Origin of the sequence: Devosia soli (assembly GCF_000970455.1) — a bacterium.
GTDB lineage: Bacteria > Pseudomonadota > Alphaproteobacteria > Rhizobiales > Devosiaceae > Devosia > Devosia soli.
On the sequence record NZ_LAJG01000005.1, the window covers coordinates 76783 to 89702 of the forward strand.

Annotated in this window: 19 protein-coding genes and 2 tRNA genes; 11 read left to right on the forward strand and 10 right to left on the reverse strand. The window is 60.3% G+C overall.

All coding sequences use genetic code 11. The annotated features are described in order from the left end of the window. Positions 1–115: 115 nt before the first annotated feature. From VW35_RS01045 to VW35_RS01075, 7 genes are read left to right on the forward strand one after another with little or no spacing between them, the layout of a single operon-like run. On the forward strand, positions 116–340 hold the full coding sequence (locus VW35_RS01045) for a hypothetical protein (RefSeq protein ID WP_046141177.1): 225 nt from the start codon (positions 116–118) through the stop codon (positions 338–340). Beyond that, positions 327–728, forward strand: a complete 402-nt coding sequence (locus VW35_RS01050; RefSeq protein WP_046141178.1) for an HNH endonuclease — start codon at positions 327–329, stop codon at positions 726–728. Before VW35_RS01045 ends, VW35_RS01050 begins: the two co-directional genes overlap by 14 nt. A 20-nt stretch (positions 729–748) precedes the next feature. Further along, positions 749–1549 carry a hypothetical protein gene (locus VW35_RS01055; RefSeq protein ID WP_046141179.1) on the forward strand — a complete coding sequence of 267 codons (801 nt, stop codon included), beginning with the start codon at positions 749–751 and terminating at the stop codon, positions 1547–1549. A gap of 3 nt (positions 1550–1552) precedes the next feature. Then, a complete protein-coding gene (locus VW35_RS01060) occupies positions 1553–1789 on the forward strand; it encodes a hypothetical protein (RefSeq protein WP_046141180.1) in 237 nt (78 codons plus the stop codon). Continuing rightward, on the forward strand, positions 1782–2540 hold the full coding sequence (locus tag VW35_RS01065; protein ID WP_046141181.1) for a hypothetical protein: 759 nt from the start codon (positions 1782–1784) through the stop codon (positions 2538–2540). The genes VW35_RS01060 and VW35_RS01065 overlap by 8 nt, the downstream gene beginning before the upstream one ends. Continuing rightward, positions 2537–2749 carry a hypothetical protein gene (locus tag VW35_RS21200; RefSeq protein WP_046141182.1) on the forward strand — a complete coding sequence of 71 codons (213 nt, stop codon included), beginning with the start codon at positions 2537–2539 and terminating at the stop codon, positions 2747–2749. The genes VW35_RS01065 and VW35_RS21200 overlap by 4 nt, the downstream gene beginning before the upstream one ends. Beyond that, positions 2712–3767: a tyrosine-type recombinase/integrase gene (locus VW35_RS01075; protein WP_046141183.1), complete on the forward strand. Its 1056-nt coding sequence runs from the start codon at positions 2712–2714 to the stop codon at positions 3765–3767. The genes VW35_RS21200 and VW35_RS01075 overlap by 38 nt, the downstream gene beginning before the upstream one ends. Positions 3768–3832: 65 nt before the next feature. On the opposite strand, the gene VW35_RS01080 is transcribed toward VW35_RS01075, so the two are convergent. From VW35_RS01080 to VW35_RS01120, 10 genes are all read right to left on the reverse strand, one after another. After that, positions 3833–3917, reverse strand: a tRNA-Tyr gene (locus VW35_RS01080). A gap of 221 nt (positions 3918–4138) precedes the next feature. Beyond that, entirely contained in the window at positions 4139–4342 is a 204-nt protein-coding gene (locus tag VW35_RS01085) for a hypothetical protein (protein WP_046141184.1), read from the reverse strand. Positions 4343–4502: 160 nt separating this feature from the next. Continuing rightward, positions 4503–5972 (reverse strand): DUF6600 domain-containing protein, encoded by a 1470-nt coding sequence (locus tag VW35_RS21455; RefSeq protein ID WP_052951409.1) that lies wholly within the window; start codon positions 5970–5972, stop codon positions 4503–4505. 61 nt (positions 5973–6033) lie between these two features. Continuing rightward, positions 6034–6480, reverse strand: coding sequence for a DUF1236 domain-containing protein (locus VW35_RS01100; protein WP_052951410.1), 447 nt, complete (start codon positions 6478–6480; stop codon positions 6034–6036). A gap of 130 nt (positions 6481–6610) precedes the next feature. Then, positions 6611–7948, reverse strand: a complete 1338-nt coding sequence (locus VW35_RS01105; RefSeq protein ID WP_046141185.1) for a sensor histidine kinase — start codon at positions 7946–7948, stop codon at positions 6611–6613. Further along, positions 7945–8607: a response regulator transcription factor gene (locus tag VW35_RS01110; RefSeq protein WP_046141186.1), complete on the reverse strand. Its 663-nt coding sequence runs from the start codon at positions 8605–8607 to the stop codon at positions 7945–7947. Before VW35_RS01110 ends, VW35_RS01105 begins: the two co-directional genes overlap by 4 nt. Next, positions 8604–9347 carry a PepSY domain-containing protein gene (locus VW35_RS20335; protein WP_152662427.1) on the reverse strand — a complete coding sequence of 248 codons (744 nt, stop codon included), beginning with the start codon at positions 9345–9347 and terminating at the stop codon, positions 8604–8606. Before VW35_RS20335 ends, VW35_RS01110 begins: the two co-directional genes overlap by 4 nt. Before the next feature lie 228 nt (positions 9348–9575). Beyond that, positions 9576–9698, reverse strand: coding sequence for a hypothetical protein (locus VW35_RS22100; RefSeq protein ID WP_280136751.1), 123 nt, complete (start codon positions 9696–9698; stop codon positions 9576–9578). A gap of 12 nt (positions 9699–9710) precedes the next feature. Further along, entirely contained in the window at positions 9711–9869 is a 159-nt protein-coding gene (locus VW35_RS20850; RefSeq protein ID WP_083982287.1) for a DUF3309 family protein, read from the reverse strand. Between the two features lie 55 nt (positions 9870–9924). Further along, positions 9925–10536 (reverse strand): DUF1236 domain-containing protein, encoded by a 612-nt coding sequence (locus VW35_RS01120; protein WP_052951412.1) that lies wholly within the window; start codon positions 10534–10536, stop codon positions 9925–9927. A gap of 283 nt (positions 10537–10819) precedes the next feature. Here VW35_RS01120 and VW35_RS01125 point away from each other — a divergent pair. From VW35_RS01125 to VW35_RS01140, 4 genes are all read left to right on the forward strand, one after another. Then, a tRNA-Gly gene (locus VW35_RS01125) sits at positions 10820–10893 on the forward strand. A 23-nt stretch (positions 10894–10916) separates the two neighbouring features. Continuing rightward, positions 10917–11663, forward strand: coding sequence for a DUF72 domain-containing protein (locus VW35_RS01130; RefSeq protein WP_046141187.1), 747 nt, complete (start codon positions 10917–10919; stop codon positions 11661–11663). A gap of 47 nt (positions 11664–11710) precedes the next feature. After that, positions 11711–12466 (forward strand): 23S rRNA (guanosine(2251)-2'-O)-methyltransferase RlmB, encoded by a 756-nt coding sequence (gene rlmB, locus VW35_RS01135; RefSeq protein WP_046141188.1) that lies wholly within the window; start codon positions 11711–11713, stop codon positions 12464–12466. Next, the gene (locus tag VW35_RS01140; protein WP_046141189.1) at positions 12463–12855 is read left to right on the forward strand and encodes a hypothetical protein; all 393 of its coding nucleotides are present in this window, start codon (positions 12463–12465) and stop codon (positions 12853–12855) included. The genes rlmB and VW35_RS01140 overlap by 4 nt, the downstream gene beginning before the upstream one ends. Positions 12856–12920 lie beyond the last annotated feature (65 nt).

Below are 12920 nucleotides of genomic sequence, written 5' to 3' on the forward strand. Positions count from 1 at the left end.
CCTCGTGAAGGCCACAAGTCTCTTCGTAGGATGGAAAGGGCTGGGCTGCTGAGGGTGGAAGAGACGGATGATGGGCCGAGGTTTCATCTGACATCGAGTGGGATGGAGGAAGCCAATGGCTGAGAAGTTTGCCCTGTTGGCCATCCGCAAAGGCGAAGTGCGTGGCATGTGCGGGATTGTCGAGGACGCCGCGTTGAAAGAATGTGTGTCCGAATGGGCGCTCGACCCAACCGTTGACTGCATGATCCGCGTGCCGATCGAAATTGCGAGGAAGAGCTTCGACGCGACCGAACAACAGGTTCGGGAATGGCTTAAGGAGATGGCCGATGCCCCGGCATAACTTCTCCACCAAGGTGAAACGACAGGCTCGGGAGCGCTCCGGCGGCTTCTGCGAGGCCGTTGGTGAAGTCTACGGCTTGGAGCCCGGCCAGCGCTGCAATGCGCCTCTGACAGGCAAGCGCGTCGAGATAGACCACTATCCAATTCCCGCGACGGACGAAGGCAGCGATATGCTCGAAAATGCCGTCACCTGCTGCACCGACTGCCACGGTTTTAAGACCCGGACCTACGACGTGCCGATGCAGGCGAAGGGTAAGCGGGTAGCCGCGCGCAATCTCGGTATTTCTCAGCCAGGTACCCTGCCCGGCGCCCGCATCAAGTATTCCCGAGCTCGAGGTGTCTGGATCGACCGCGCCACCGGCCAAATCGTGGAGAACCCTACGACATGACCTCCCCAACGAGCGTACCAATGTCCAGTGAAACAGTGAGCAATGAGCGGCTGGCAGAGATGCTTGAAGCGTTCACCGAGCCTGCAAAACGGTTCGGTGCAAATAACCCCGAGTACGATCTCGCACTCGCCCTCCGCGAGCTTCAATCCCTCCGCTCCAAGCCTGTGGCAAGCGGGGTAGAGGTGAAGCCGCTGGAATGGGAGCAGGTAGGGCGGCGCGGAAAGCGCGTATATCGAGCGGAAACCGCTTTCGCTGATTACCAAGTTGATTGTTACGAGGATAGCGACGGCCCTGGCTGGGAAGCCTTTTATGGTGACGTCCATGAGCTTGGCTGTTTCGCAACTGAACAGGAAGCCAAAGCCGCCGCCGAAGCCGACTACCGCAACCGCATTATGTCGGTGCTCGAACCAGCCACAGCGCCAGTGGGGTGGCAACCGCGTCGAAAGCAGGCTGTCCGCCTTGCGATGCCTACCGCCAGTGAGTTTGTTTTCGCTCTTCACCCTACTGAAGACGATGCGCTTATGGACGCTGATGAGTGTCGTCCTCTCTACGCCTCTCCCCAGCCCCAGCCAAAGGCGGTGACAGATGGGTGGCAAACGATGGACACCGCCCCACTCGACGGGAAACATTGTATTTTGGCCGTGAAAGAGCCGGGAGGGTTTGTTTACTCCGTGCAGGGTGCCTTCCAAGCAGGGCAATGGAGCGCCGTCCATCGCGATAACGTCGATCCGATTTTCTGGAAACCGAACGTTCGGCTCCCGGAAGGATGGGAGAGCGCAAAGCCGTTTTCCGCTCTCGAAGCCGCCATGAAGGAGGCTTGAGGAATGGCAACGCAGTACGGGCGTCCAGCCATCATTGAGAAGCATGGCCGCTGCGGCACATGTCTTTTTGCCGATCTGGAGAACGCTGGCACGGTGGAATGCCGGCGCTTCCCGCCCGCCCCATATTTTGAACCGACAGGCAGGGTTTCGAACATACGACCGCGCGTCGGCGCCTATTACTGGTGCGGCGAATTCACGCTGGACGAAGATAAAGCCGCCCTGGAGCCCAGCAATGGTTGAGCCGCTGAACACGAAGGCTTGGGTGATGGTGCCGGTAGAGCCGACACAAGCGATGGTGACCGCTGCAACGCAAATTGACTTCGATAACGAGGATGAGGCTGGAATGGCCATCAACCTCTGGCAAGCCATGGTCTCAACCTCTCCTGCTCTCCCTGCAGTTGATGGAGGGGAAATAGTGGAGCGCCTGCTCGAACCATGTCGAGACTACACCGGCGAAATGATCGTTCGTCACAGCACGCCTCGATACGAGGTCCACTGCGAAGTTCTCTACGACGCCGCCACCCTCATCAGCACCCAGCAGCAGGAGATCGAGAGGCTTCGTGGGCTTCAGCCAGAATTTCCGCCTTACCCACCAGAGGGTGACGGATTGCCCCGTTTCGGGCTTCGTTGGAATGGACCTTCGCAACCATTGACGGTTCCGATGGAGGACGGGTACTGGACACCTTATCACCTCGCATCCCTCTACCGCAGCCATGTCAACGCTGCTGAACGGGAGCTTTCCGAAGTTTCCAGAGCGATCGGTTCCGTCCGATGGATGGACCCGCCAGATGGTGGCGACGTATCTCTGGGCGAACAAGTCAGCCGTATGCGTGCAGATCTCGAAGCCGCAGAATCCCGCGTCCAATCCCTAGAGGAAGAGGTGAAGAGGCTTAGGGAATCCCTCACGAAGATCTCGTCGCCGTCGCAATCTGACGGCCTCCTCTGGTGGCAAATTGAAACCCGCGCCGCTCTCAAGGAGAACGGGCAATGACCAAGGCAGCGATGTTCACTCAGGGCGATATTTCAAAGCTGCTGAAGGGCGCTAAGGCGGCCGGCATGACGGTGAAGCGCGTCGTTATCGATCGATCCGGCAGGATTGTTGCAGACTTAGGCGGTGAAGCAGATGATGCCCCGCCATCGAACGAATGGGACGTGGTTTTCAATGCCCAAGAAAAGCGGCCTACCAAAGGGCGTCACTGAGTTCAAAGATCGCCATGATAAATGGCATCTGCGCTATCGCGCCAAGGGCAAGGCCACCTACTATTTCAAAACGCGCCCTGGGCAAGACGGCTGGCGAGAGGAGCTTGAGCAGGCACGTGAAGGCGCGGTCGACGCTCCTAAGGTCCGCACCAGCCTTCGCACCAAGCCAGGCAGCATTTCGGCGCTGATCGCTGTCTATTATGGCACCCCTGAATTCACGGGCCTGGCGACGAGCTCGCAGAAAACCTATCGCAATATGCTTGAGCGCTTCCGCGACGCGCATGGCGACAAACAGGTCGCCACGCTGACCCGAGCCCATATCAAAGCCTTGATAGGCAGCATGCACGCGACGCCGGCCGCCGCCAACAATCTGCTCGATCGCCTGCGCGTTCTCATGAAGATCGCGATCGATGATGAATGGCGGCATGACGACCCGACTTACCGCGTCAAAGGCTTCGACATCGAGGGAAGCGGTTTCCACACTTGGACAGACGAGGAAATCGAGAAGTTCGAAGAGCGGCATCCGGCGGGATCAAAGCCGCGCCGCGCGCTCTATCTGCTCCTCTACACGACCCAGCGCCGCGGCGACGTCGTTGGGCTTGGAAAGCAGCATCGCACCGGCGATCGATTTGACTTGGTTCAGCAGAAAACAGGCGTCTCTTTGTCGCTGCCTATCCATCCTGATTTGGCGGCAGAGCTCGATTTGGCGCCAGAAGGCGACATGCTCTACCTCACGACCGAACACGGAAAGCCATATACCAGCGCCGGATTCGGCAATTGGTTTCGCCGGCAGTGCGATGCTGCCGGGCTTCCTCAATGCAGCGCCCACGGCCTGCGAAAGGCCGCCGCTCGCCGTATGGCAGAGGGCGGAAAGTCTCATGCGGAGATTAAGTCGGTCACGGGTCATGTCACGGATAAAGAGGTGACCAGGTACACGAGAGCGGCGGACCAAAGGCGGCTCTCGGACAGAGCAATAGACGCTCTGAGCGGCACGAAGCCGAAACATAAGAATGGCTAACCTCGAAATCGGTTAGCCAAAAACAGGCAAATTATTTTGATAAATCAATGGCCATCAGGGCCGGGTGGTGGAGGGGACTGGATTCGAACCAGTGTAGCCTAAGGCGTCAGATTTACAGTCTGATGGATTTAACCACTCTCCCACCCCTCCACATCTATTCGGGTGAGAAACGATCCGCTTTGCGTTTCGTCGGGGCGGGTTATGGTCGGCTGTCGCAAGAGTGTCAACACCCTTCCTGAACGGCGGCCAAGAAATCTTCTGATAGATGAATTTTCCCCAGCTATCCCACGACAAGCGCTTGCCTTGTGGCGAAAAGCAAAAGGGACCGGCCAGAGCCGATCCCGCTTCGTCGACCATCAGGAAACAGTCGATCAGTTGCTAACCGTCACATTGGGCAGGTCGACATTGACGCTGTCGCCACTGGTCGAAATGCCGCCATTGACGAGCCAGACGATCAGGAGCACGGCGACAACCGCTGCAATGATGCCAGCGATGATGCCGAAGGGGCTGCCGCCACCGGTAACGATGGTTTCGCTGGCAGGACGTTCGATGATGGTTTCGCGTTCGATTGGCATGTTTGCCTCCAGATTTTGATGAAGACCAAACGCTTGGCGCGTGACCCAGTTTCAACAACGCATTGATTTTATTATGATAATGACATTTCACCTGATGTAAGCGAAATGTCAGTTTGCTGATGAGCGAGAGGGGCGGTTCTGACCGTCCCTCTTTCAAGCGCTATTGTGCTGCAGGCGGGCACTTGCCGTCGACCTGCACCTCAGGCGGGCATGGCAGCTGATTCTGCTGCTGCCCTTCAGGGGCTGGTGCAGCTTCTTCTGCTGGTGCTTCCGGAGCAGGAGCGGTCTCTGGAGCGGGAGCAGCTTCCGGAGCGGGAGCGGCTTCCGGCGCCGGGGCGGCCTCGTGAGCAGGCTCGGCAGGTGCAGCTTCCGGAGCGGGGGCAGCAGGCTCTTCAGCAGGCGCTGCGTCCGGAGCCGGGGCCGGCTCTTCGGCAGGCGCCGCCTCGGGGGCAGCAGCAGGTTCAGCGGGTTGCTCGGCAGGGGCTGCAGCAGGCGCCGGCGGTTCGGCAGGTGCCGGAGCGGCGTCAGCTGGCTGTTCGGCTTCCGAAGCCGGCGGGGCCTCGGGGGCAACGGGCGGCTCGGTCGCATCAGCCGGTGCAGGCTGTGCCTCAGGGGCAGGCGTGGCGTCCGGTGCTGGCGCAGCGGCATCAGCGGCCGGGGCGGCAGCGTCTGGAGCCGGTACAGCCTCGCCTTCTGCGGTGGGAGCTGCGGGCTGATCTTCGCCGGCGGCAGGCTGAACATCGGCTTCCGCAGCGATTTCAGCGGTCGCCCCGGCAGTGCCGCCAGCCGCTTCGATCGCTTGGGGCGCTTCAGCCTCGTCCACGGCTTCCGGCGGAGCTGCTTCGGTATCGGGCGCAGCGATATCCTGATCGAACACCGCTATGGCCTGGGTCTCGACAGCAACCGACTGATCGGCCGGGCTCGCAGCTTCCTGCGGCTGATAGACGATCACCTGCTGGTTGATGTTCTGCTCGATATAGGTCACGTCGATGACGTTGTTGACGACGACGTCGCCTTCCACCACCACAGGTCCAAGGAACTGGGTCTGGGTGTAATATTCGGGCTGCTGCGTGCCGATGACGATGTTGACCGATAGGTCGGGCTCGATGAAGCGCTCGGTGGGCACGTAAACCCAGTAGCCTTGAGGAAGATCGCGCTCACGCACCACCACGCTGACAGCAAAGCCATCTTCTTCAGGCGGGAGCGGAGCCCAACCGACGACATTGTCGCTGCGGCGCCAGCTTACCCATGCGGGAGCCCACTTGGTGCCAGGAACCCAGCACCAGCCGAGGTCGCGATCAGGAAACCAGCGGCCATAGTGATAGGTAGCCCAGGCAAAGGGTTCGTCGGACGCGAAATACCAGCCGCGACCTTCGACATAAAGCCAACGGCCCTCGGTATATGGCCGCCAGCTGGCATCGACGCCAGTGGGACAGAAAACATATTGATACTTTGCGTGCCGAACCCAGACGCCATGCGGCTGAAGCTGATCAAAGAAAAGCTGGAAGCTGACACTAGCACTCTGGGCATGGGCGGCCGTGGCCGAAAGCGGCAAGCCGGGCGCGAGCGTGACGAGGGGCAGGCTCAGCACGGCAAGGGCAACGCCGGCGAGCAAACGCGACTTAAGCATGGTCGTCCTCTTGAAATGAATGGAGTGGCAGCGGCCACCCGAAGATGGCCGCCATGCTCAATCAGTTTGCCTGGACGGCAACGACGGTGCCGGGCGAATAGACGACAGTGCGATTGGAAAGATCGACGAAGTAGGCGCGGTCGTTGGTGTAGAAATAGCCATATTTGCTATCGCCATCGATCGTGTGCAGTTCGACCGTGTCTGGCACGACATAGCCAACATCGACCGAGCCATCGATGACGACTGGGTCTGTTGGGTTGAGGCGAACGTAATCGACGGAAGAAGCTTCGACACCGCCAGCCGCGCCAATGGTAGCGCCGGTGAAGCCGCCGATAGCTGCGCCGATCGGGCCAAAGATGAGCCCGCCAACGATTGCGCCGGTAGCACCGCCGGCAGCGCCGCCAACGGCGGCATTGGCGTCGGTATCGCTCTTGATGATCTGGGCATGGGCAACGGCCGGCATGCCGAGAAGGGCAACTGCGATGACGCCGGAAATGATCTTCTTCATCTTATCCTCACTCAATTGATGGAGATGCGGATAAAACTCGATACCTCGTCAACCGTTCCAGGAAAGATTAATAAATTCAATACCTTACGATGCACTAACGGGGTGCGTAATCGTCTTGTAAGGCGCCGAACTAGCGCCGGGCGAGCGGCAGGCGCAGGGTAACCGCCAGCCCACCGCGCGGCGCTTCCGCATAGGTGATGCTTCCCGCATTAAGATCGAGAATTTCGGTGGCGATGGCAAGGCCAAGGCCTGTGCCAGGAACATTTTCATCGAGGCGCGCACCCCGTCGGCCGAGCTTCTGGATTTCCTTTGGCGGAATGCCCGGTCCATCGTCGATGATCTTGAGGAGAGCCACGTCTGCTTCCCGGAATATCTGCACGACGACTGCGCTGCGGGCCCATTTGCAAGCGTTTTCAAGCGTGACGCCTACCAGTTCCATCAGGTCCTGGCGGTGGATATCGACATGGACTTCGTCTCCGAGCTCCACCATCCAATGCAGCTGCTCGCCGCTTTCGGTCTTTCGCAAAACGGTGACTGTGCGCAGGATAGCGGTGTTGAGCGAGCTGCTTTCGTGGTGTTCGCCCGTACGCGTGCGCAGCGAGGCGAGACGCATCTGGTAGTCGACGCGGCTCGACATTTCGAGGGCAAGCTCGTCGATCGAAGTCGCCTCCGCCTCGTCCCCCCGATCACGGAGACGCATGGCGATGCCATGCAAGGCAGCCAACGGCGTTTTGAGGCCATGCGCGAGATCTGAGGCGCGCCGGCGGCCGCGCTGGGCCAAGGTCTCGCGTTCGGCGAGAAGACCGTTCACCTCGTCCACCAGCGGTTCGATCTCGGACGGAAACTTGCCTTCCAGACGCGCTACCTCGCCGCGGCGGACATCGTCGACCGCGTTGCGGAGGCGATCAAGCGGACGGAGGACGAGGCGCAACTGGGCCCAGGCGGCGCCTACGATGACAATGCCGAGAAGGCTGAAGAGCTTTGCGATGTCCCAGCCATATTGCATCCCGGCCTGGTGAATACGGTCGTGATCTTCGCCGACAGTGACGCGAAAACGTTTATTCACAATCTCGACAGTACGGCTGACGAGAATGAGATGAAGGCCTTCGCCGTTGATCCAGTGAAAGGCGTTGCCATCAGGCGCTTGCGCCGTGTCGATCTGCTGATCGAACAAAGAGCGGGAACGGGCAACGCCTTCGCCATCGAGCGCTTCGATCTGCCAATAGCGGCCACCCATGGGGACTTCGTAACGTGGGTCCGGCAATGGCGCGAGAATGGTCGGATCGGCGCGATCCGGATCGATCAAGGCAACGAGACGCGTCAACGCGGCGTCGAGGTCGTTGCGGACACTGCGCTCTAGATTATCGACGAACAGGGTCTGCAGGATGACCCCAGCCATGATCAGCGAGATGGTGACCATGATAAACGCCAGACCCATCAGGCGCAGGCCCAGCGAATTGGTTTTCAATAATCGTCTCCAAGCGTATAGCCGAAGCCCCGGCGGGTCTTGACGACGTCATGGCCGAGACGCTTTCGCAGGCGCGCGACGAGAACCTCGACGGCGTTGGAATCGCGCTCAAAATCCTGTCGGTAAATGTGCTCGGTGATTTCAAGCTGCGAAACAGTCCGGCCGCGATTGTGCAGCAGATAGGCCATCAGCCGGAATTCCTGCGGCGTCAAATCCATCGGAATACCGTCTTCGGTAACCTGCATGGTGCGCATATCAAGCTCGTACTTGCCGAAAGTAATGCGCGGCGACGCAACGCCCTTCGACCGGCGGATGAGAGCGCGGATGCGTGCCACGATTTCGAGCGCGTGAAACGGCTTGACGACATAATCGTCGGCGCCTGCCTCGATGCCTTCGACGCGCTCTTCCCATTGTCCACGCGCGGTCAGGATGAGCACGGGCGTTGCCAGTCCGCCGCGCCGCCAGCGCTTCAGTACCGTCAGGCCATCCATTTGCGGGAGCCCAAGATCGAGAATGATAGCGTCGAAATCCTCCGTGTCGGCGCGATACCAGGCGGTTTCGCCATCCTGCTCGCGATGGACTTCGAAGCCGGAGCGGCTAAGGGCCGAATCGAGAACCTCGGCGATACGGTCATCGTCCTCGGCGACCAGTATCTTCATGGCTCGCTCCCGATAAAGCGTCCCGATTGGGCGTAGTAATATTCAAGTGTCACGCGACCATCCGCGCGCAAGACCTTGACGGCATAAACCAATATGCTTTGCACACGTAGTAGCTCCGCGTCGATGACATTGCCAACGACACGCTGCTGGATGTCGGGCAAGAGGCTCGCAAGGCTGACCGCCCTGCCCGCGTTTACCGCGTCGCGCGCGTCATCCTGCGAATAGTGCACAGTGCCATTGGCGTCCGTTACCGGCGATGCTGCGGCATCAGGCCGTCCGATACTGCCGTTGCCCGGCGCGCCCTGCCCGTTTGCGGACGGGGTGGATTGGCTGTTGCCCGAATTGCTGCCTTGGCTGGCGCCAGAGTTGCCGCCCTCGTTGGCGCCAGAGCTGTTGCCGCCGCTCTGGCCATTACCGGAGCTGTCCGCACCAGTGCCGGAGTTGGCGGAGGCGTTGTTGCCCGTGCTCCCGCTGCGCTGACCACTGTTGGAAGAACTGGACCCGCCATTGCCATTGCTGGAAGAATTGCCTCCCGCATTGCCATTGCTCGAGCCGCCACTGTTGCCGTTGCCGTTGTTGGAACCGCTGTCGCCGGAGTTGCCGTTCCCGTTGCCTTGGCCGCCGCCGCTATTGCCGTTCCCGTTGCCGCCGCCATTGTCCTGGCCATTGGCGTTGCCGTTTTCCTGGCCATTGCCATTACCGTTGCCTTGGGCAAGGGCGGGCGAAATGGCCAGAAGCAAGATTGGCACTATGAGAAACGAAAACCGCATGGATCAGACATAACCCGATCAAGCTGACAAAACCCTTACAGCCGGGCTCATGGATGCGTCACCGCCCCTGTGCCAAGCTCTCAATTGTTGACGCCGTCCCATGCTGGCATGCCGTCAAACCTGTCGCCGGAGGCCGGTCGAGGTTCGCCCGCCCCCCAAACTTGACGGCCGGATCGGCCTTCGGCGCATTTTCCCCGATCAGACCGCAGTTTCCTGCGACGGCGCCGTGACCTGCGGTTCGACGCCTTCGGCGCTGGCAATGAGGCCAGCCGCTGCCGCGCATGCGACGAAAATGATGCCGATGAACATCAATACAACCATCTCGGCTTCCTCCTAGACGCGACCGCTGAGCATCAGAATGATGACGACAATCAGCAAAACGCCGAGAATGCCGGATGGAAAGTAACCGAACCCGCGCGAATAGTTCCATGTCGGCAAAGCGCCGAGCAGCAGCAGGATCAATAAGATGATCAGAATGGTACCCAAGCCCATCAATATTCTCCGTAATTAACTAGCTTTGGGCCCGGACCTGCCGGGCCCAGAGTGTTTAGGCGTTGATGATCAGGACGATCTGCAGGCTGTTCGGGTCAACAATGACGATGCGGCCGTCATTGAGCTTGAAGAACATGTAGCCCTGGTACTGTGGAACGACCTCGACGACACGAACCGGGAGCGGCTTGAGCACGATGGTCTTCGGCACGGCGACACCGACGGTGACATCGAAATCGATATCGGCGCTGGCGACCGGATCGGCGTCGACCTCGGTCACGAAGGTGCGGATTTCAGCTTGCTGCTCGGTCGAAACTTCGACCTTGGCACTGGCTTCCCCACTTGCCGTCGCGGCAGAAGTGTCGGTCGCGGCGGTGCCGCCGGCCTGAGTACCGGAATTGGTCTCCGTTCCGGTCGTGGCGCCAGTGCTGCCATCGGTCGACGTGCCGGTGCTGCCATCACTGGTCGTCGCGCCACCCGAGGCATCAGTCGAAACCTCGCCGCCCGCTGTGGCGGAGCCATCGGTCGTCGTCGTGCCGCCAGAAGTGGTGGCAGAGCCATCGGCGCTGGCACCAGCCCCTGCGGTGGTACCGGTGCTGGTCGTCTGGGCCATAACGCTCGGCACGCCGAGAGCCAGGATGAGAGCTAAAGCAGTGGAAAGTTTGGTCATGTCGTTGCGGCCTGTTTCAGGTCGCCTCCTCATTAATCCAACGCTCGCACAACTGACACCAGCGCTTTCCGTTCCCATATAAGTCATTGATTTATATATGAAATTATCTTTTCTCGTCGTGTCAGGTCGCTGTAATGTTGTAAAAACCGGATGGTCGAGAAGACCGGGCGCCGTCGCAAAAAAGAGCGAATGCGCGCGCCCTGCTCTGAAGCTGAGCATGCGGGTCTTGCGATGTCGCGCGGCCCGTAGTATCTCGCAAATGGCTACGGTGATCCTGGCGCAAGCGGGTATAGCTCAATGGTAGAGCAGCAGCCTTCCAAGCTGAATACGCGGGTTCGATTCCCGCTACCCGCTCCATTTCTCCCCTCGCATCTTTAGATATGACCGGTCGCACGCCGACTCTGCGCGTCGGTACGGCGGGCTGGAGCATCGCTCGCGGTCTCGCCGATCACTTCGCGCCGGACGGAACCGCGCTCGAGCGCTACGCCTCGACCTTCGATTGCGTCGAGATCAATTCGAGCTTCTATCGGCCACACAAGCCCGAGACGTATGCGCGTTGGGCAGCGTCAGTGCCAAAGACGTTTCGCTTCTCGGTCAAACTGCCCAAGATCATTTCGCATGAGACAAAGCTCGCGCTCGAGGACGGTGAACTGCAGCGCTTTGCCGAGGCCATTGGCATGCTGGGCGAGACGCTGGGGGCCGTGCTTGTGCAACTGGCGCCAAACCATGCTTTTGCGCCAACGATCGCCGAGCCGTTCTTGGCTGCGTGTAAGGCGCATTGGCGGGCGCACACCGCAATCGAGCCACGGCATGCATCCTGGTTCGAGAGCGATGCCCGCGCTCTGCTGGCAAAATACGATATCGCTGTGGTCGGAGCCGACCCTGCCCGGCCGCTGGCGGCGAGCCAGCCTCTCGCGAGCAACGGACTTGGCTATTGGCGCCTCCATGGTTCGCCGAAAATCTACTATTCGGACTACGATGACGCGACGATCGCCGACTATGCAGCACGCATGCGGAACCTGGTCGCAGAGGAAGTCTGGTGCATCTTCGACAATACGGCCGCTGGGGCGGCGCTGAAAAATGCGCTGACATTGCAAAAGCTTCTGCAAGGGAAGACAGTTCGATGAACAGGCCTGCGCTTGCGGCCCGATCAGAAAGGCGCTAGGCGCATTCCATGAGCCGCAACAAATTTCCGCCCAAACCCAAATACGATCCTGATACAGGACCGGTTTATCTTTATGGCATTCATACGGTGCGCGCGGCGCTCGATAATCCGCGCCGCCTGAAGAAGGAGCTGTTGGCAACGCCAAACGGGCTTAATCGCCTCAAGGAAGCGGGCGACATCGGCAAAGTCAGCGTCAAGGAAACGACGCCGAAGGACCTTGACCGGTTGCTTGGCGGCGAGGCAGTGCACCAGGGCGTCGCGCTGGAAGTCGACCCCGTGAGCCGCTTCGGTCTGTCGGATATCGAACCATTGCGCCTTGTCGTGGTGCTCGATCAACTGACCGATCCTCATAATGTCGGGGCCATCCTGCGCACCGCCTGTGCCTTTGGGGCCGATGCCGTCATCACCACCGCCCGTCATTCGCCGCGGGAAACCGGCGTCATGGCGAAATCGGCTTCGGGCGCTCTCGACCTCGTCCCGATGATTGAAGTCCGAAACCTTGCCGACGCGCTCGAAACGCTCAAGGAGCGGGGTTTGACCGTGCTTGGTTTTGACTCCGAGGCCCCTGCCCCGTTGCGTCCGCGCACCGATGACCGGCCAATGGCTGTCGTACTCGGCGCCGAGGGCAAAGGCCTGCGCCAGCGTACGCGCGAACTGTGCGACGAAATGGTGCGGCTCGACATGCCGGGGCCGATCAAGTCGCTCAACGTGTCCAACGCGGCGGCTATCGCCCTTTTTGCCGCCACTGCGGGAAGAAGCGCATGAGCACCTTCGAGCCTTTTGCCGTAGTTCTGCGTTTGTCCGGCCTGACAATCCCGCAAAACGAAGCGGAAACAGCGCTCAAGCAATTGCTTGTACGCCACGAGCCCGAGGATGCCGAAGGCAGTTTCTATGGCCAGATCGACGTGCCGGTCAGCAATCCCATTCGCGCTATTCTGGATCTCGCAGATCGATCCGGCCCCACGATCGAAGCCATGCTGTCCGACCGCCGCCTCGGCCGCGCCGTCCTCGACATCGCCTTCGATTATCCTGAGCACGGCGAATCCATGTCCGCCCGCATCCCCGCCCACGCAGCAGCCGCCATCGCCAAGCATGGCATCGATATCGAGTTTTCGGTGTACCTGACCGATGTCGAGGATGACGACGACTACTGAGGTCGAGTGTAGCGAGCAAATCGGATTTGGGGCTCAGGAGCGCGCCGCGGTCCAGTTTGTTGGCA